We start from the raw sequence: 15,363 nt of genomic DNA on the forward strand, positions 1-15,363 counted from the left end.
CCTTAGCGGCTTTCGGATAAGGAAGGGCAGGCCCTTCCGGATACCGCATGCCCATGACCAGCAACGATCCAGCCAACCGCTACACCGCCGCCGCCATCCGCGCGTTCGCCGCGCAATCCGGCCCCGAAAGCGGCGGAACCGGCGAGCTGAACGCCATGGCGCGCCAGATCGCGGCGCAGTACCGCCACGACACGCTGTCGCCGGCGATGGTCAGCGGCATCATGCGTCTCGTCGAGTTCGCGGCCCTCATGGTCTCGGGCTACGCCATCGGCTTCGCCTATCTCGGGCTCCACGTCGTCACCGACTGGCACTATCCGATCCTGATCCTCATCGCCTCGTCGCTGGCGGTCATCCTGCTCGAACTGACCGACGCCTACCAGATCGCGCGGCTCTACAGCCCGCTCAGGACCGCCGCCATCGTCCTGCCGGTGTGGATCGGCGCGCTGGCGCTGACCGCGCTCGGCGGCTTCTTCCTCAAGGTCTCTGACGAGTTCTCCCGCTTCTGGGCCGGCGCGTGGTTCCTCGCCGGCTTCGCCCTCCTCGCCGTGCTTCGCCTCATCGTCGCGCACCTTTTGCGCCGTTGGGCGCGCGACGGCCGGATGGAGCGCCGCGCCGTCATCGTCGGCGGCGGCCAGGCGGCCGAGAAGCTCATCCGCTCGATCGAGAAGCAGCCCTACAACGACATCCGCATCTGCGGCATCTTCGACGACCGCGACAACCGCCGCTCGCCGCCCATCGTCGCCGGCTATCCCAAGCTCGGCACCGTCAGCGAGCTGATCGAGTTCGCGCGCATCACCCGCATCGACATGCTGATCGTATCGCTGCCGCTCTCGGCGGAAGCGCGGGTGCTGTCGCTCCTGAAGAAGCTGTGGGTGCTGCCGGTGGACATTCGCCTGTCGGCCCATTCCACCCGCTTCCAGTTCCGCCCGCGCACCTATTCCTATCTCGGCTCGGTGCCGATGCTCGACATCTTCGACCGGCCGATCCACGACTGGGACTCGGTCGCCAAGCGCGCCTTCGACATCGTCTTCAGCCTCCTCGGCATCGTCGTCTTCTCGCCGGTGATGCTGGCGACCGCGCTCGCCGTGAAGCTCGACAGCAAGGGGCCGGCCCTCTTCAAGCAGAAGCGGCTCGGCTTCAACAACGAGACGATCGAGGTCTACAAGTTCCGCTCGATGTATGTCGACCAGAGCGACCAGGCCGCAGCGAAGCTCGTCACCAAGGGCGACCCCCGCGTCACCCGCGTCGGCCGCTTCATCCGCAAGGCCTCGCTCGACGAGCTGCCGCAGTTCTTCAACGTCTTGAAGGGCGATCTCTCGCTCGTCGGCCCGCGGCCGCACGCGGCCGCCGCCAAGGCGCAGGACCGCCTCTACCACGAGGTGGTCGACGGCTACTTCGCCCGCCACCGCGTCAAGCCGGGCGTCACCGGCTGGGCGCAGATCAACGGCTGGCGCGGCGAGACCGACAGCGACACCAAGATCCTGATGCGCACAGAATTCGACCTCGCCTATATCGAGAACTGGTCGCTGTGGCTCGACCTCAAGATTCTGTTCCTGACACCGCTGCGCCTGCTGAAAACGGAAAACGCCTATTGAGCGCGGTCACCGCCAACGGGCTGCCGCGCGCGGCGGTCGAGGCCAAGGCGGTCTCGCTCCTCGCCTCGGCGGGCATAGCGGTCGGCGTCTTCCTGCAGGGCTTCGTCATCAACGAGCCCGCGCCCTACGAGCTGTTCATGGTCGGGCTGATCGCGGTGTGGGCGCTGTTCGGCATGCGCCTTTCGCGCCATGCCGCCATCCTGCTGACGCTGCTGGTCGCCTATAATATCGGCGGCGTCCTGTCGATGAGCACCATGAGCGACCTTCACGACACGCCGCTCTATATCGGCGTCACCCTGTTCCTGTCGCTGTCGGCCGTGTTCTTCGTCGCGATCCTCGAGGCCGATCATGCGCGCTACACGCTGATCTTCCGCGCATGGCTCGCCTCGGCGCTGATCGTCGCCACGCTCGGCATCGCCGGCTATTTCGGCCTGTTCCCCGGCGCGGAGGCCTTCACGCGCTACGGCCGCGCCAGCGGCACCTTCGCCGATCCCAACGTCTTCGGCCCGTTCCTCGCCCTGCCCGGCGTCTACATGCTCTATCGCCTGCTCACGGCCCCGGCGCGGCGCATGCCGCTCTACGGCGCGCTGCTGACGGTGATCACCGGCGGCATCTTCCTGTCGTTCTCGCGCGGCGCGTGGGGCCTTTATCTCGTCGCCTTCGTGCTGCTCGTCGGCGCGCTGTTCCTGCAATCGACCAGCGGGCTGTTCCGTCTGCGCGTCGCGCTGATGAGCGCGCTCGCCGTCGCCTTCATCCTCGGCGGCATCGTCGTCGCGCTGCAGATTCCCGGCACGGCCGAGTTCCTCGCCGAGCGCGCCCGCCTCGTCCAGTCCTATGACGGCGGCGAGAGCGGCCGCTTCGCCCGCTTCGGCGACGGCTTCCTGATGGCGATGGAGAACCCGCTCGGCATCGGGCCGCTGAATTTCGGCCGGCTGCTGGGCGAGGACACCCACAACATCTGGCTGAAGGCGCTGATGGACTATGGCTGGCTCGGCTTCGCCGCCTTCGTCGCGCTGGTGGCGTGGACGCTGGCGGGGGGGTTCCGCATCCTGTTCCGCGACCGGCCCTGGCAGCCCTATCTCCTGTGCGCCTATGTCGTCTTCATCGGCCACCTCCTCCTCGGCACGGTGATCGACATGGACCACTGGCGGCACTTCTACGTGCTGGTCGGCCTGATCTGGGGCGCGATGGCGCTGGAAGCGCGCCACCAGAACGCGGCGCGCGCGGCAGCGGGCCGCCGAGCCGCCCCCGCGCGTTGACGGACTTCTACTGCCGGCAGGCCATGGCGAGGTTGCCGTTCGCGGTCGACGTGCGGTAGCCCATGTTGCCCGGTCCGTAATAGGTCAGCGCCAGGAAGAACGCGCCGCTGTAGCCCTGGCGCTGCTCCTGCCCCTTGGCGAGGAGCCCGCCCTGGACGGCCTCCCAGCTTCCCTGCGCCCGGAACGGCATGTTGAAGCCGTTGGTCTGCGCGTAATACTGCCCCTGCGCGTCGAACGAGCCGTTGCCGTAGAGCGACAGCGAGAAGCTGTACATCCAGTTCTCGAACGCGTTGTTGGAGACGGTCTGGTTCGCCATCTCGCAGCGCCACTGGCCGGCATAGTTCTGCGCCGACGCGGTCGCGACTGTGGCGAGGGATGCAACCAGCACCCCCAAAGCCCTTGCGACGCCCGAAGCCCTTGCAATGAAAGACATGGCCCTACCCCGATTGCCCTTGCGTAACGCCAAGAGGCGCACGCCGCGCGAAACCTGTCAAGATCGCATGCGCGGGCCGCGCTCGCGGCCGATTTAGCCCTTGCGTAGCAACACGCCAGCCTATAAGGCTTCCCGCGGTCCGGAGTGTAGCGCAGCCCGGTAGCGCACTTGACTGGGGGTCAAGGGGTCGTGGGTTCGAATCCCGCCACTCCGACCATTAAAATCAAAGGCTTACCGGCTCTTTGATTTCTGGCTATAAAATTTATAGCCACATTGTAGCCAAATCTGTCAGCAGATACCCGCCGCCATTGCTGACGACGGGCCTGCTGGTGTTGATTGGTAGGTTTCAGTCGGCGTCGTGCCGCGAACGTTTTCCGGCGTCGGTCATGACAAATACGAAATCACGCTCATAGCGTGTTCCGTCTGGGCGCTCGTACTCGTAGGTGACGTGATCGCCATCATTGACGCGGGCTGGGCCTTTGTAACCTACTATGCGGTCTCGGGCGGGAGCGGTCATGCTGCGTCCTCCCCATACTCCGCCCATTCGCGCTTCAGCGTCTCGACCAGCGCCTTCACGCGGTATGCCTGTTCGACCGCCAGATCGTCGAAGGTCTCGCAGAAACCGAAGGGCGTATCTTTCTTCACTGCTCCAACGTTCTTCTCGACTTCCTCGGTCAGCCAGCACAGGATGCGGGCCGCCTTTTCCAGCGTCGTGATCGCGCCGTCTATTTCGATCCAGGAAGGCTTGCGGGTGGTGGGCGGTGGTGTATGCGCGTTCATGGCATAGGCTCCTCTTGCGCGAAATGCGTGAAATCACTACAAGGTAGTTATATCAGCACGATTCACCACGTCAAGCTGATTTCACGCCACCAACGTGAAAACACCACATGAGAGGAGATGACATATGCACCCGGTGCAAAGCCGCATGGCGCGGGCAGCCTTGAAACTCGGCGTTCGAGATATCGCCACAATGGCAAAGGTCTCCACGCAGACTATTTCCCGGATCGAAGCAGGCGAAGATGCGAGGGAGCGCACCCTTGATGACATCCAGCGCGCCTATGAAGGGGCCGGGGCAAAATTCATAACGGACGACGATTGGGTCGGCGTTCTCGTGAAGGCGGGCTAACCCGCCTTCAACCAATCCCATATCTCGTCCTTCTCGGTCTCCGACATGCGCCCTGGCGTGTTCGACATGAACGCCTCGACCGCTGTCATGAACTCCCACAGGGTGAGTGCGTCGACATCCTGCGGGCGCAAACCCATGGCGAGCCCCGTGCGATAGCATGTCGTACGGTTGAGCGGGTCGCCACCGCTCCCGGTGCCACCGCCCTCAGCGCTGCTGCCCGCCGTGCCACCGGCTTTCCGCTCCGGGGCGGTCAGGGCTGCCGCGAGAATCTCAACGGCCGGGCCGACATACCGTAGCAGCGGGACACGGCCCATGCGCGCCCGTTCGATAAAGTCGAGCGCCGCATCTTCACCGCTGCCGAAGCGGACGGCATGGAAAAGCACCGACTCCACATGCTCGATGCGAAAGCCGCCGCCGATTAGGTCGCGCAGCGCTTCCCATGCTGGGTTGCCCGTTTCCTCCTCGATGGCGAAGAGTCCGGCCAGCGGGAGGCGCATAGCCAGGCGCCTCCCGTGGATCGTGTTCAATACCGGCCGCATTTTCTACGCCGCCTCCAGCCATCCCGGCTCCCGGCCCTTGCGCGCCGGATCGATCGGCTCGCCGATGACGTCGGGCCAGGTCCGCAGCCGCTCAGTGGTGCAGCCCGAAGCCCGCACCGTGGTGAGGTCGACGTGGCCGCCGACGCCGTAAATCCAAGGCTGCTTGGGATGCGCCAAATGCTGCATCCGGGTAGCGCGGAGAGCCTCAAATAGATCGGCCGCAGATTCGCCGAGCGTGCTGGTGGCCATGCGATCCGGGAAACCGTAGTCGGCCAGCGTCGACGGATGCGGATGCGGCCCACCCGCCCATTCCGGCCCGACGTCGTACAGCACGAGCGGATCGTAGCCTTCGAATAGATCGCTGGTCGTAAACCAATGCAACTGCGGCACGCCGTCGCCGGAGATGCTGCCGATCACGCCGTCAATGGGAATCTCGCGCAGGCGCTCGTTACGTAACAGCGCGCGCGAGAATGCGTCGAGAACTGCGTCGACCGAGCCAAGCCCGGCGAGTGCTGACAACATGATCCCGATGCCGTCGACCATGATGGTATTGCCACGGCCCGCCCAGGCAAGCGGGAGGGTATCGCTGTGCCAAGCTTTGTATCGAAGGTCGATGACCGTGCCGTCGTCATCGTACATCGCGCCGTCCGTGGCGATCTCGACTCGATCTGGATAGGCTACCGCATAATATGCGCTCATTCTGCGCTCCTGTAATTCATCGTGAAAAGACCGCCCATGTGGCCACCACCTCCGCCAAGGCCGAACAGCGCATCCAGCCCGGAGTTGAGCAGGCGATTGGCGACGTTTTGCAGGGCACTGGCGAGCGCATCCGCAGCGGATTTTCCCTGCACCATGTCGTTGATGAAGCCGCCCAACACGTCGCGACCGACATCGCGCAATTCCTGCGCAGCCTCGGTCGCCTTGCGGGTGGCTTCCTCCTCGGCGTGGATGGCCGCAACCAGCGAAATGATCTTCGCTTCCTGTTCGGCCGTGGCCGCTGCGCCAGCCTGGCGCAGTGCGTTGGCCGTCTCTCGCTGAAGGTCGGTAGCGCCGACAAGCCGCAACTCGTGCTCAAGCTCGCCGATCAACCTGCGCACTGCTTCAGCCTCACGTTCGGCTTGCGCCGCGGCTTTGTCGCGCCCACCACCACCTGTGCTGGGCGGTGTGTACGGGGTCGGCGTGAATCCGGTTCCGGTTGCGGCAGGCGTGTCGACGGCGCGGCGGGCCTCGAGCACCTTCAGGATGGCGCCTTCTTCGGCTGCAATAGCTTCCATGCGACGCTCATGCGCCTGCATCGCCTCGCCGATCGTGGACTCGCCAAGCGACGTTCCCCAGATGCCGTCACCGGCGCCCTGACCGCTGCGTTGGCGTTCCCGAAGAGCGCCGATCTCTTTCTCGATCTGAAGCCGTTCCTTGCCCAGAAGGGCAAGCTGTTCATCGAGCTTGACGGATCGCTGCGCCTCAAAACCGTTGAAGGCGTTGATGAAGTCCTGCAACGCGGTATAGGCGGACACGATAGCGCCGCGCAGGTTCTGCCCGACCGTGTGCGTGATCTGGTTAAACTTCTTGTCGACCTCTTCGGCGGCTTTGATGATGTTATCGTCTAGCACGTTGCCGAGCGTGTGCGCCTCCTTGATGGTGGCGCGGATTTCGTCCGTCGACTGACCAAGCAGCGAAACCAGCCGCTCCGCGCCCGTGCCGCCGAATAGCTCATCGAAGATGCGCGTTGCCGCCGCCGTATCCTTAAGCTGCCGCGTCCGGTCGATCAGCAGAAGCATGAGCTCGGCGGGGTCTTTCAGGCGCTCCTTCACCTCGGCAGGTGTCAGGCCCAGGCGGGCGAAGGCTTCTGCAGCACTGCCCTTCGCGGTCTGGGCGAACTCGTCGCCGCGGATGTTCAATTCCTTGAAGGCATCGGTGAGCGCATCCATCGGGATGCGGGCCTTGACGGCAACGGCTTGCCATTCTTGAAAAACGCGGGTGGTTACGCCGGCGCGGGCGGCCTCATTACTGATGTCGGCGACACTGGATGCTACCTGCCGCAAGGCAGCAACCGCACCACCAACGCCGACGCCCGCAATACCTGCTGTAAAGCCCGCGAAGGCGGCCTTGCCGATGCCGGCCATCCGGGTCTGGAATTGCTTGCCGCGCTTCTCCATGTCGCCGAAGTTTTTATTGGTGACGCCCTTGGCTTTCGCCATTTGTTTTTCGAGGGTGGAAATGCGGGCGACCACATCCACCATGAGTTTTCTGGATTCGGGGTTGGCCACGTGTGGCTCCTATACAAAGCTGAGAAAGTTGTCGTCGGCGTCGTCGTAGGACGAACGGCCCGATGCGCCTTGTGCGGCGCGCGACACGGCCATGATGCTGGCGACGGCTGGATCGATGCGATCCGCGGACTTCTTCTTGTGAGGCCGGCGGTTGTCGTTCTGGTCGGTCATCATGACTGTGTTGCCGACAGCCCATCGCAACAGCGGCGAGTCATGAACAAGGCGACGGTTCAAAAACAGGTCTTCGAACGTGTCGACGGGCTTGGCAAAGTTCATGAGCGTCTGCGGGAATGCCGCAACCGGGATTCCGTCGCGCTCCAGCGACTCCATCATCTCGCGGGCCATCGCCACGTCGAAGACGACTTCCTGCACCTCGAACATGTCGCACAACATGCGGATGTGGCCCTCAACCGTGGCGTAATCGACGATGTCGCCCTCGGTCGCGGTGAGCCACCCATCGTCCCGCCACTGCGCATACGGCGCGGAGTCTTCATCTGCGCGGCGCCTTAGCTGTGTTTCCGGCGAGAAGCCCATACAGTGCAGGGCAAATTTCTCGTCATCCAGTTCGATGGCGCAGGCCACCGCCGAAAGGTCGATACGCTTCGACAGGTCGACGCCAATCCACGCCTTGCGGCCGCGCAGCGCTTCTAGGTCGACGACGCCGTGGCCTTCGTCCCAGATAGCCAAATCCCACTCCGGATTGGCAGCGCCGTCGAGCCAGCACGACAGATGCAGCCGCTTGAACGACTCGCGCTCCGATGGACTGTGCTCGCACTTCTCGATATAGCGGCGCAGCTTCTTGAGGTTCGGATAGCCATGCGCCAGGCCGGGATTGGTCGCAAACAGCCATTCCTCGTCGCGGAAATCGACGTCTGCCGGCGCTTCGAACAGGATCGGAAGAAAGGTTTCGTCGGTAATCCGCCCGTCGACGATCTTCCGCGCATGGTCATACTTGGCATAGAACGGGCCAAGCTGCCCTATGCCAGCCGTGGAAGCCGACAGAAGCAGCGTGTTCGGCGACTTGTTGAGGCCGGTTTCGGCAGCCTCTAGCAGGTCGAACTTGGTTTCGGCGTGGCCTTCATCCCAGAACACCACAACATCGGTGCGGCCGTGCGCGCCCTTGGCGTCTGACGACAACGCCTCATAGGATACGTTGTGCTTGCGGTAGGTGATCCGCTTTTCGGTATCCTGGATATGGACCGCCTCCAGAATGCGAGGCGTTGCACGGCAGATTCCAGCCATTTCCTTGAAGGTGAGCGCGGATTGCTCGCGACTGTTTGCTATCGACGCGATCGTCGACATGGGCAGGCGTTCCGGGCCGCAAAGATGCAGCATCAGGCACGCCGCCATTAGCGAGGTCTTACGGTTCCCGCGCCCCACCATCAGGAACAGTTCGTTTATCTTGCGCGATCCGTCCTCGTTGACGTCGCCGTAGATGCGTCGGACGATGCGCTCCTGCCACTCGTCCAGCGCGAAAGCATTTTTCGGAAGATTTGATTTTGGGTGTCGCAACGCTCGGATGAACTTGATTGCCGCTTCGCCCTTGCCTTGCGGGTCGGGGATTTCGCTGCCATCAAATATCCACCCCAAACTCGGAAGTTTCGCCGGTTCCTGCATGTCCGCCCTTGTTCTTTCCTCGGCTGGCCGGCGTGCCGCCAAGCTCGATAAGCAGGCGCCGCGCGGCTTCCTGATGCTCTTTCAAGATGGCCGTTGCGGGATGCCGCTTGGGCTGTCCGTCCGGGCCGATATAGGTGATGCCCTCGCGCTGGATGATCGTCTCCGCTTCCCGGATGCGCGCCACCGACAGGCAGTAGGACTCCACCGACTGCACCTCGTGAGCGGCAAGCTTCCGATCAGCGACCAGTTGCGGAACAATCCGCGCCCATTCCGCCTTGGCGTGCTTCGGCATCCATGAAGGGCAGCGCGGCGCTACAGACAAAGCGCCGTCGAGCGCCCGTATCTCCGCCTTACGGCCCCGCATGGCTGCACCTCAATTCAAGCCCGCGACGCCGGCCTATTTCTTTAATCTGCTTGAGGTTGAAAGATCGCCCGTCATGGACGACGGTCATGTCGAGCGTCACGCCGTCGAGCCAGCGCGTCCGAAAAATCCGCAGACGCTCGGTCGACACGCCGTAATTGCGCACGAACTCGTCGGTGCTTTCCTCGATTATCTGCGCGCGCAGGTCCGCGAAGTCCGTCTCGACGGGAACCTGGCCGCCGTAACCGTCATCTTCGTAGGTGACGCTGCGGAGCGTAATTGTCTGGTCCAGGCGTCCGGCTCTCATATCACACCCACTGTGTCTTCTACCTGCACCACGAACGTCAGGATTCCATGGCTATGCTCGCCGCTGGGATCGCGAATGAAGTTCGCGGACTCGAAGCTGAAGTCACAGGCAAACCCGTCGCGTGTGTCTGAAAGATCGCGCAGGACGCGACGCACGGCACCTGCGATCGTCTTGCACTCGGAGAAGGTGTTTTCCTGCGTCCAGATGTGCATCGTCAGGTACACCTCGGAGAGGTCGGCGCAATCGATGTCGTCGCCCACGGTCTGCGCCTCGCCGATCAAGATGCAAGGAAACACCTCCGGGCGCGCATGGCGGTCGAAGATATTCTCGTGCGGCACCAGGCTATCGATTCCGGTGTTCTGCCGCAGCGCCTGCACGGCAAGCTGCTGGGCTGCTAGGCTGGCTTCAGACATTGCGATACGCCTCCAGAACCTTCGCGCACACCCATTCCCGTTCCGGGCAGTGGCGCATGTTGATGCCCGCGGAATCGGCGTTGCTGCCGGAGCCTCTACCGGGCGTCTGGGCGAACAGTTCACCGTCCGCGTGCCGCCGCCTTATCTGGCCATTGCGCAGGCGGAAGGGACCGACGATGGCGTCGAACACCGCCACCAGATCGCTGCCCACACCGGCGACGTTCGCCTTCTTGATCCGCACAATTTCAACGTGATCGATCGTAATCATGGCTTGCTCCATGCATCCTTGACGGCCTTGGAAATCGCCCTGTCGACGCGCCGCCGTACCTTTTTCTTGAGCGTGTTGTAGGACGGCCAGAAGTAGGGCTGGGCCTGCCGCGTGGTGGATCCGTATTCCTGGAAGAGCGCGTTATCTTCGCCCTCGGCGTTCTCGTCGATCGCCTGCACGCGCACCGCAAGCGGCACGTTCGACCGCACCTTCTTGATGTTCGACTTGAGGTCCGCGCCGCTGGTCGCCGGATCGTCGGGCGCCAGGTACTTCATACGGGCGACAAGCTCGTCCGCGCCCTTGTCTATGGCGGGGTCGATGGCCTTGCGGACCTGTTTCGGGATGGCCTCCAGCGCCCGTATCAGGCCGTCGAGGTCTCTATTCCGAGCCATTCGGGAAACCCCAATAGCGGCGGTGATTGCGGATCGTGTCCGCAACGGCGGCAGGCGTCTCCGTGATCGACAGTCCGACGACGGTTGCCTCCCTGTTTTCGTACATATGGGCGGTCATCTGGCGCACCGCTTCGACAAGATCAGCGGGATAGTAGACCGGCGAGTCGCCGCCGTACTCGTCTTCGATGCTGTAGCCAAGCTGGCTTTCAAGCCATGCCTGGGCGGCATTAATCTTGCCGCTGATAAGGGAATCGTCGGCGTCGTCGAGGATTCCCAGGTGCGATTTGACGTCTTCAAGGTCGACGATAGCCATTGTTCACCTATTGTTGACGTACCGTGCGGTACGGTTCAAATCTGATTTACAGTGAATTGCGAAAGTGGAGGCGCGGGTGGTCAGGGAGCCGCGCAAGAAAGTTGCGCGCCCACCCCCGGTTGTGCCGTAACGGGCCGGTTGTGGTGGCTTGGGCCGCTTACTGCGTCCTACCGCCACCCCAACCCGGCGACTGATCTCTAGCCGTCCGCCTCGAGTGGCACGGGCCGCACATGCTTCTTAAATTAGATGGCTCTAATCGAAGGTCCGGCCGCTCGCGTACACTCTTGATGTGGTCGACGTGGGTGGCCTTCGCACCGCACATGCAGCAGTGTGGATTGTGGTGCAGGAAGCGGAAGCGCAGCTTGCTCCACTCGGCATCATAGCCTCGGCTAGCAGCACTACCACGCTCCGCATCGTTGGCCCGTTGGCGTGCCGTCGCGCGCGCCTGTTCGTGGATGCACTTGGTGCCTTTGGGCACGCTGCAGCCGCAGGGCGTTATACGATTGGCCATCTGGAAAGCGGGGAGCCCGAAGGCTCCCCAACTCCACTAGGCCGTCTTGATGGCGACCAGCGCCTCGGGCTGCACCACAGCCGAACCGACACGCTTGCGGGCATGGAAACGGACGATCCCGTTGGCAGCGCCGGTGAAGTCGTCGCGCAGGATGTCCAGCCCCACGCGATCCACAATGCGGAAGGCGCTGGAGATGTCGCCGAAGATGACGGACGCACCAGCGGCTCCAGATGCGGTCGCGCCGTGCGTGTCAAGACCAGGAGCCTCGTAAACCGGCGCACCGAGAAGGCGGGCGGGCGTGCCTACAGCAAGGCTGTCGGACCAAATTCCATTGCGATTATCGGACAGGTCCGCAGCCTTACGGATAGCCGCGATCGTCGGGCGGTTCATGAGCCACGAGCCACGCGCCGCATACTGCGACGGCAAGGCATAAAAAGCGTCGATGATATCGTCGAGGATGTCAGCGGAGTCGTTCTCGCCGGCAATGTTGGCCAGCGCATCGAGAATACCCGAAGGCTCACCCGTGCCACTGCCCGTAAGGAACGCGGTGCTTTCCGCCTTCGCGAAACCAACCGCGATACGCTCGGCGAGGAGGCCCGCCATGTCGACCACGGAGTCCTCAAGAAGCTGGCGGCTGATGGGTACGATCAAGCCATGCTCGAAGATGTCGATTGCAACCTGAGAGAAGGTCGGCTCATCGGTCGTGCGCGATGCAACCTCGGAAACCCACGAGCCTTCGGCATCGCTGGCCAGAACCGGCCACAGAACTTTGTTCGTTCCCGTGCTCGTCACGCTCGCAAGCTGACGAATGGGATTGAGTTCCGTGATCTGCTTGATGATCTCGGCGCGGAAGTCGTCGGTGACGGTGTAGCCACCAGCCGAGGGCGTGCCGACGACAAGCGTCTTAACGTCCATGTCGTTCAGGCGGCCCGACTTCGCCCACTCGCTGATGGCCTTCGTGTCGAGCTTGGTGTCGTCGTCGCCATTGTCGTTGTCGGCGGCAAGGCGATTGCCCTTGGCCTCGATCGCGTCGAGGCGCTTCTGAATGGCGTCCAGCGCCTTGGTGTCAACCGCAGGAGCGGCGGCAGCCGGAGCGGCGGGGGTTTCGGTATTTTCGGTGTTGAGAGCTGCGTTGGCAGTCATAGACATGTCCTTAACGTTGGAAATGCGTGCACGGTCATGAGCCGGCACGGAAACAAGCGACACCTCGACGAGGTCCAAGTCGCTGATGGTGCGGCCACCGCCTTTTCGGGGCGCCGCCTTCTTGGTCATGAAGCCTACTGATAGGCCCGTGACCGCTTTGGCCTGAAGAAGCGCGCGCACCTCTTTGGCTCGTGAAACGTCATCGACAAGCAACTTGCCGCTGACGCTAAGGCCGTCCTGTTCGACGGCGATCTGGTCCCACACGCCGACGGCCTGCGCCTGGTCATGGGCGAAAAGCATGGGAAGCGACTTGCCGACAGCGCCGGCAAAAGCGGCAGGCTCGATCACGTCGCCGACGCGGTCAGGCGAGGTGAAGTCCCACGCCTTTCCGGTCACGCGGCCCGTGTCATCGGCAAGGAAACTCGCCTTGCATTCTACGAAATCAAGCTGCGTCATCCGCCACCTTTCCAAAAACAGTTTCCGTCAACACGTCCGCAGCCAGCGGCGCGTAATTGCCGTGGCCTTCCGCTTCGAGCGTCGCGATCACGTCGGGATGCGCGCGGTATCGCGCGCCATAGACAGGCGCGAATCTCATCTTGATGGCCTGCTGCGCGCTGGAAATGGCGTGCTTGTCGAAGCCCGTAGGCCCATGCAGCGCGAACGAAACGACAATTGCCACGTCGTGGAACGTCCATCTGCCCTCGGTGAAATCCGTCAAGACGCTGTAAAGGCCACGGCCCAAGCTGTGCTCCAAAAATGGAACGTGGGCACGGTCGATGTGGAAGGTGTGCTCGCTATTGTTGAACTGCGCTTTCATTGGCGCTGGTCCTTTCTTCTGTTGATGTTGATGGCTCGATGGCCGGGTTGGAAAACTCGTCGCCGCCTTCTCGTGCAGGCAGGCCGAGCCAATCGCGCGCCTCGTTCGGGTTGATCGTCCGCGCGGTAATCAACGTGCTGATCGCCGTGGCCCGCTCGCCCAAATCGCCCTGGCTGAAATCGTCGAGGTCGAAGGCAAAGCGATATTCACCGCGTTCTGCGTCAGTGAGCAGCGTGCGGTTGAGCGCGGCTTCGACGGCGCGCATCCACGGCAGGACGGTGCTGGTGAGGTATTCGCGGGCAGCCTGGCTGTAGTTGCCCCATGTGGCCCGATCGAGGACACCTAGCATATGTTGGGGGATGCCAAAGGCGCGGGCGATCTCGCTAAGCTGAAATTTCCGAAGCTCCAGAAGCTGAGCGTCGACCGACGTCATGGTCATGGGCGACCATTTCGCGCCGTCCCACAATACCGCCGTCCGGCCCGCGTTTTCGGATCCGCTGAAGGCCGCTTTCCAGCCTTGGAGCATTTTCTGTGCGCCGGTATCACCGAGACCTTTGTCCATGGTGATAACGCCGCCCGGACGTGCCGACTGCGCCCAGAAGGCGACCACGTAGCGCTCCATCGTCTTCGCGGCGGCGATGGCGTCACGCGCCAAGCTAAGCGGGCAGCGGCTGAAGCCAGACCGGACATGGATAATGTCCGCGCTGCGAATCTTCTTGCCGCCTATGCGGTAGGTCGGTTCGCCGGTGCCCTTGTTCGAATACTCGACGGTAATCGCGCCGTCGTCATAGCGGATGATTTCCGCAGGCCGGCCTTGCACCCGGTTAACCCACGCCAAGCCGCCTGCGTCCTGCGAAAGAGCTTGCGCGGTGAGGTCCCGGATAAGCTCATAGCCCGACGTCCAGCCGTTAGCCTCGCCGGCGAGCAGGGCCAGCGCAGGATGGCCAGGCACATCGACTTCCTGATCGCCTACATGCCGCTTGACGGTAAGGGCGGCCGTTGCGACGCTTTCCGAAATGACTTTCACCGCATTGGCAACGGCAGGAACCGTGAGTGCCACGCTGCGGGAAACCTGCGGCGAGCCAGCTACGCCAGCGCCGAATAGTTCGAGCAACCAGTCATTCGGGCTTGCGGTGCCGGACTTCGCCTCAACGGGCGGCGCGGCGGGTTTGCTAAAGGGCCACATGGGCGCCTCCATTAATACTGGCGCATATGGCGCCTATGGGAATGAGAATGAGTGGCCGATCCACTTGGAGCCGGCTGACGTCCCTGTCCGCGATGATGCGCGTCGGCCCGCAGCCCTTGCCGGGCACAGGCGCTACTAGAATGGCATCTATTGGCGGCGGGTCTTCCAGATGCTCGAACGCAATGCCGATAGCCTGCAGCCACGAGCGGCCAGCGCGTTCGATCTGGTGGGCGACGGCGATGACGGCGATGTCGGCTGGTGCGAATAGACGGTTCCGTCCGACCTTCTCCGATACGAGGTCGATCATCGGCCCGGAGCGGTGAAGGATTACGTCGAGGTGGTTGCGCGACACACCGCACAGACGCGCGGCGTCATCGGCCGAATAGGTGCGGCGATGCCACATGGTGTTTCACCTGTAAGATTCGAGGTCAAAAAATAGCCGCGCGTCCACCGGGAAGGAGGAGCAAAACCCGGTAGACGGGCGTGGGCGCAGCGATGAACGCGCACCGTTACAACCCGGAATAAGGACGGGCTGATTGGAATTTGGGAATGTGGGTGGGGCAGAAAAAAAGTTTTGGCCGATGTCACTTTTCAGGGTGATTTCGGGTCAGTTCTCGGACCCCCTGCCGATTGAAAATCGGCTCCATTGATTTCATTGAGTTTTTCGGCTGTGGCGGAGGATATTTATTTCCTCCCCCTCCTACTATTACTCCCCGCGAGATGCCGGAATGCGCACTAACGAGCAGCGCCCCCTACCTAAATAGGGTCGCAGATATGAGGAACTTATACCATACGCCGCTCTGTTGAGAAAATACC

The 15,363-nt window shown here is 62.9% G+C and carries 21 protein-coding genes and 1 tRNA gene; 4 read left to right on the forward strand and 18 right to left on the reverse strand.

Annotation, left to right across the window (positions count from 1 at the left end):
- Positions 1-53: 53 nt before the first annotated feature.
- Both M9945_RS19905 and M9945_RS19910 read left to right on the forward strand, forming a co-directional pair.
- Positions 54-1,595, forward strand: a complete 1,542-nt coding sequence (locus M9945_RS19905; protein WP_367946026.1) for an undecaprenyl-phosphate glucose phosphotransferase — start codon at positions 54-56, stop codon at positions 1,593-1,595.
- Positions 1,592-2,854 (forward strand): O-antigen ligase family protein, encoded by a 1,263-nt coding sequence (locus M9945_RS19910; RefSeq protein ID WP_367945933.1) that lies wholly within the window; start codon positions 1,592-1,594, stop codon positions 2,852-2,854. The genes M9945_RS19905 and M9945_RS19910 overlap by 4 nt, the downstream gene beginning before the upstream one ends.
- A 7-nt stretch (positions 2,855-2,861) precedes the next feature.
- Here the strand turns inward: M9945_RS19910 and M9945_RS19915 are convergent, their stop codons facing one another.
- The gene (locus M9945_RS19915; protein ID WP_367929044.1) at positions 2,862-3,242 is read right to left on the reverse strand and encodes a hypothetical protein; all 381 of its coding nucleotides are present in this window, start codon (positions 3,240-3,242) and stop codon (positions 2,862-2,864) included.
- Between the two features lie 185 nt (positions 3,243-3,427).
- Between M9945_RS19915 and M9945_RS19920 the strand changes: the two genes are divergently transcribed.
- Positions 3,428-3,504: transfer RNA gene (locus M9945_RS19920), tRNA-Pro, on the forward strand.
- Positions 3,505-3,633: 129 nt separating this feature from the next.
- On the opposite strand, the gene M9945_RS19925 is transcribed toward M9945_RS19920, so the two are convergent.
- Both M9945_RS19925 and M9945_RS19930 read right to left on the reverse strand, forming a co-directional pair.
- Positions 3,634-3,804, reverse strand: coding sequence for a hypothetical protein (locus M9945_RS19925; RefSeq protein ID WP_367929045.1), 171 nt, complete (start codon positions 3,802-3,804; stop codon positions 3,634-3,636).
- Positions 3,801-4,067, reverse strand: a complete 267-nt coding sequence (locus M9945_RS19930) for a hypothetical protein (RefSeq protein WP_367929046.1) — start codon at positions 4,065-4,067, stop codon at positions 3,801-3,803. The genes M9945_RS19925 and M9945_RS19930 overlap by 4 nt, the downstream gene beginning before the upstream one ends.
- A gap of 124 nt (positions 4,068-4,191) precedes the next feature.
- On the opposite strand from M9945_RS19930, the gene M9945_RS19935 reads away from it, so the two are divergent.
- Complete coding sequence (locus tag M9945_RS19935) at positions 4,192-4,413, forward strand: transcriptional regulator (protein ID WP_367929047.1); 222 nt, start codon at positions 4,192-4,194, stop codon at positions 4,411-4,413.
- Here the strand turns inward: M9945_RS19935 and M9945_RS19940 are convergent.
- From M9945_RS19940 to M9945_RS20010, 15 genes are all read right to left on the reverse strand, one after another.
- On the reverse strand, positions 4,410-4,952 hold the full coding sequence (locus tag M9945_RS19940) for a GTA-gp10 family protein (protein ID WP_367929048.1): 543 nt from the start codon (positions 4,950-4,952) through the stop codon (positions 4,410-4,412). The two genes, M9945_RS19935 and M9945_RS19940, sit on opposite strands and share 4 nt — an antisense overlap.
- A 3-nt stretch (positions 4,953-4,955) precedes the next feature.
- Positions 4,956-5,651, reverse strand: coding sequence for a hypothetical protein (locus M9945_RS19945; protein ID WP_367929049.1), 696 nt, complete (start codon positions 5,649-5,651; stop codon positions 4,956-4,958).
- Positions 5,648-7,219, reverse strand: coding sequence for a hypothetical protein (locus M9945_RS19950; protein ID WP_367929050.1), 1,572 nt, complete (start codon positions 7,217-7,219; stop codon positions 5,648-5,650). The genes M9945_RS19945 and M9945_RS19950 overlap by 4 nt, the downstream gene beginning before the upstream one ends.
- A 9-nt stretch (positions 7,220-7,228) precedes the next feature.
- Positions 7,229-8,836, reverse strand: a complete 1,608-nt coding sequence (locus M9945_RS19955) for a terminase large subunit (protein ID WP_367929051.1) — start codon at positions 8,834-8,836, stop codon at positions 7,229-7,231.
- Positions 8,793-9,200, reverse strand: coding sequence for a phage terminase small subunit P27 family (locus tag M9945_RS19960; RefSeq protein WP_367929052.1), 408 nt, complete (start codon positions 9,198-9,200; stop codon positions 8,793-8,795). Before M9945_RS19960 ends, M9945_RS19955 begins: the two co-directional genes overlap by 44 nt.
- Entirely contained in the window at positions 9,187-9,504 is a 318-nt protein-coding gene (locus M9945_RS19965; RefSeq protein ID WP_367929053.1) for a phage head closure protein, read from the reverse strand. The genes M9945_RS19960 and M9945_RS19965 overlap by 14 nt, the downstream gene beginning before the upstream one ends.
- Complete coding sequence (locus M9945_RS19970; RefSeq protein WP_367929054.1) at positions 9,501-9,917, reverse strand: DUF3168 domain-containing protein; 417 nt, start codon at positions 9,915-9,917, stop codon at positions 9,501-9,503. The genes M9945_RS19965 and M9945_RS19970 overlap by 4 nt, the downstream gene beginning before the upstream one ends.
- The gene (locus M9945_RS19975) at positions 9,910-10,185 is read right to left on the reverse strand and encodes a hypothetical protein (protein ID WP_367929055.1); all 276 of its coding nucleotides are present in this window, start codon (positions 10,183-10,185) and stop codon (positions 9,910-9,912) included. Before M9945_RS19975 ends, M9945_RS19970 begins: the two co-directional genes overlap by 8 nt.
- The gene (locus tag M9945_RS19980) at positions 10,182-10,577 is read right to left on the reverse strand and encodes an HK97-gp10 family putative phage morphogenesis protein (RefSeq protein WP_367929056.1); all 396 of its coding nucleotides are present in this window, start codon (positions 10,575-10,577) and stop codon (positions 10,182-10,184) included. Before M9945_RS19980 ends, M9945_RS19975 begins: the two co-directional genes overlap by 4 nt.
- On the reverse strand, positions 10,564-10,890 hold the full coding sequence (locus M9945_RS19985; RefSeq protein WP_367929057.1) for a head-tail connector protein: 327 nt from the start codon (positions 10,888-10,890) through the stop codon (positions 10,564-10,566). Before M9945_RS19985 ends, M9945_RS19980 begins: the two co-directional genes overlap by 14 nt.
- Before the next feature lie 157 nt (positions 10,891-11,047).
- Positions 11,048-11,401, reverse strand: a complete 354-nt coding sequence (locus M9945_RS19990) for an HNH endonuclease (protein ID WP_367929058.1) — start codon at positions 11,399-11,401, stop codon at positions 11,048-11,050.
- Between the two features lie 36 nt (positions 11,402-11,437).
- Positions 11,438-13,000: a phage major capsid protein gene (locus M9945_RS19995; protein ID WP_367929059.1), complete on the reverse strand. Its 1,563-nt coding sequence runs from the start codon at positions 12,998-13,000 to the stop codon at positions 11,438-11,440.
- Entirely contained in the window at positions 12,987-13,361 is a 375-nt protein-coding gene (locus tag M9945_RS20000) for a hypothetical protein (RefSeq protein ID WP_367929060.1), read from the reverse strand. Before M9945_RS20000 ends, M9945_RS19995 begins: the two co-directional genes overlap by 14 nt.
- A complete protein-coding gene (locus M9945_RS20005) occupies positions 13,339-14,547 on the reverse strand; it encodes a phage portal protein (RefSeq protein WP_367929061.1) in 1,209 nt (402 codons plus the stop codon). The genes M9945_RS20000 and M9945_RS20005 overlap by 23 nt, the downstream gene beginning before the upstream one ends.
- Entirely contained in the window at positions 14,534-14,950 is a 417-nt protein-coding gene (locus tag M9945_RS20010; RefSeq protein ID WP_367929062.1) for a hypothetical protein, read from the reverse strand. The genes M9945_RS20005 and M9945_RS20010 overlap by 14 nt, the downstream gene beginning before the upstream one ends.
- Positions 14,951-15,363 lie beyond the last annotated feature (413 nt).

Source organism: Aquamicrobium sp. (genome assembly GCF_023954335.1).
Classification (GTDB): Bacteria; Pseudomonadota; Alphaproteobacteria; order Rhizobiales; family Rhizobiaceae; genus Aerobium.

Bases quoted from the DNA above. Each gene is read 5' to 3' on its own strand.
- M9945_RS20005 (WP_367929061.1), bottom strand. From the start codon at position 14,547: ATGTGGCCCTTTAGCAAACCCGCCGCGCCGCCCGTTGAGGCGAAGTCC.
- M9945_RS20010 (WP_367929062.1), bottom strand. From the start codon at position 14,950: ATGTGGCATCGCCGCACCTATTCGGCCGATGACGCCGCGCGTCTGTGC.
- M9945_RS19930 (WP_367929046.1), bottom strand. From the start codon at position 4,067: ATGAACGCGCATACACCACCGCCCACCACCCGCAAGCCTTCCTGGATC.
- M9945_RS19960 (WP_367929052.1), bottom strand. From the start codon at position 9,200: ATGCGGGGCCGTAAGGCGGAGATACGGGCGCTCGACGGCGCTTTGTCT.
- M9945_RS19955 (WP_367929051.1), bottom strand. From the start codon at position 8,836: ATGCAGGAACCGGCGAAACTTCCGAGTTTGGGGTGGATATTTGATGGC.
- M9945_RS19995 (WP_367929059.1), bottom strand. From the start codon at position 13,000: ATGACGCAGCTTGATTTCGTAGAATGCAAGGCGAGTTTCCTTGCCGAT.
- M9945_RS19935 (WP_367929047.1), top strand. From the start codon at position 4,192: ATGCACCCGGTGCAAAGCCGCATGGCGCGGGCAGCCTTGAAACTCGGC.
- M9945_RS19975 (WP_367929055.1), bottom strand. From the start codon at position 10,185: ATGATTACGATCGATCACGTTGAAATTGTGCGGATCAAGAAGGCGAAC.
- M9945_RS19970 (WP_367929054.1), bottom strand. From the start codon at position 9,917: ATGTCTGAAGCCAGCCTAGCAGCCCAGCAGCTTGCCGTGCAGGCGCTG.
- M9945_RS19965 (WP_367929053.1), bottom strand. From the start codon at position 9,504: ATGAGAGCCGGACGCCTGGACCAGACAATTACGCTCCGCAGCGTCACC.
- M9945_RS19980 (WP_367929056.1), bottom strand. From the start codon at position 10,577: ATGGCTCGGAATAGAGACCTCGACGGCCTGATACGGGCGCTGGAGGCC.
- M9945_RS19925 (WP_367929045.1), bottom strand. From the start codon at position 3,804: ATGACCGCTCCCGCCCGAGACCGCATAGTAGGTTACAAAGGCCCAGCC.
- M9945_RS19905 (WP_367946026.1), top strand. From the start codon at position 54: ATGACCAGCAACGATCCAGCCAACCGCTACACCGCCGCCGCCATCCGC.
- M9945_RS19985 (WP_367929057.1), bottom strand. From the start codon at position 10,890: ATGGCTATCGTCGACCTTGAAGACGTCAAATCGCACCTGGGAATCCTC.
- M9945_RS19945 (WP_367929049.1), bottom strand. From the start codon at position 5,651: ATGAGCGCATATTATGCGGTAGCCTATCCAGATCGAGTCGAGATCGCC.
- M9945_RS19940 (WP_367929048.1), bottom strand. From the start codon at position 4,952: ATGCGGCCGGTATTGAACACGATCCACGGGAGGCGCCTGGCTATGCGC.
- M9945_RS19990 (WP_367929058.1), bottom strand. From the start codon at position 11,401: ATGGCCAATCGTATAACGCCCTGCGGCTGCAGCGTGCCCAAAGGCACC.
- M9945_RS20000 (WP_367929060.1), bottom strand. From the start codon at position 13,361: ATGAAAGCGCAGTTCAACAATAGCGAGCACACCTTCCACATCGACCGT.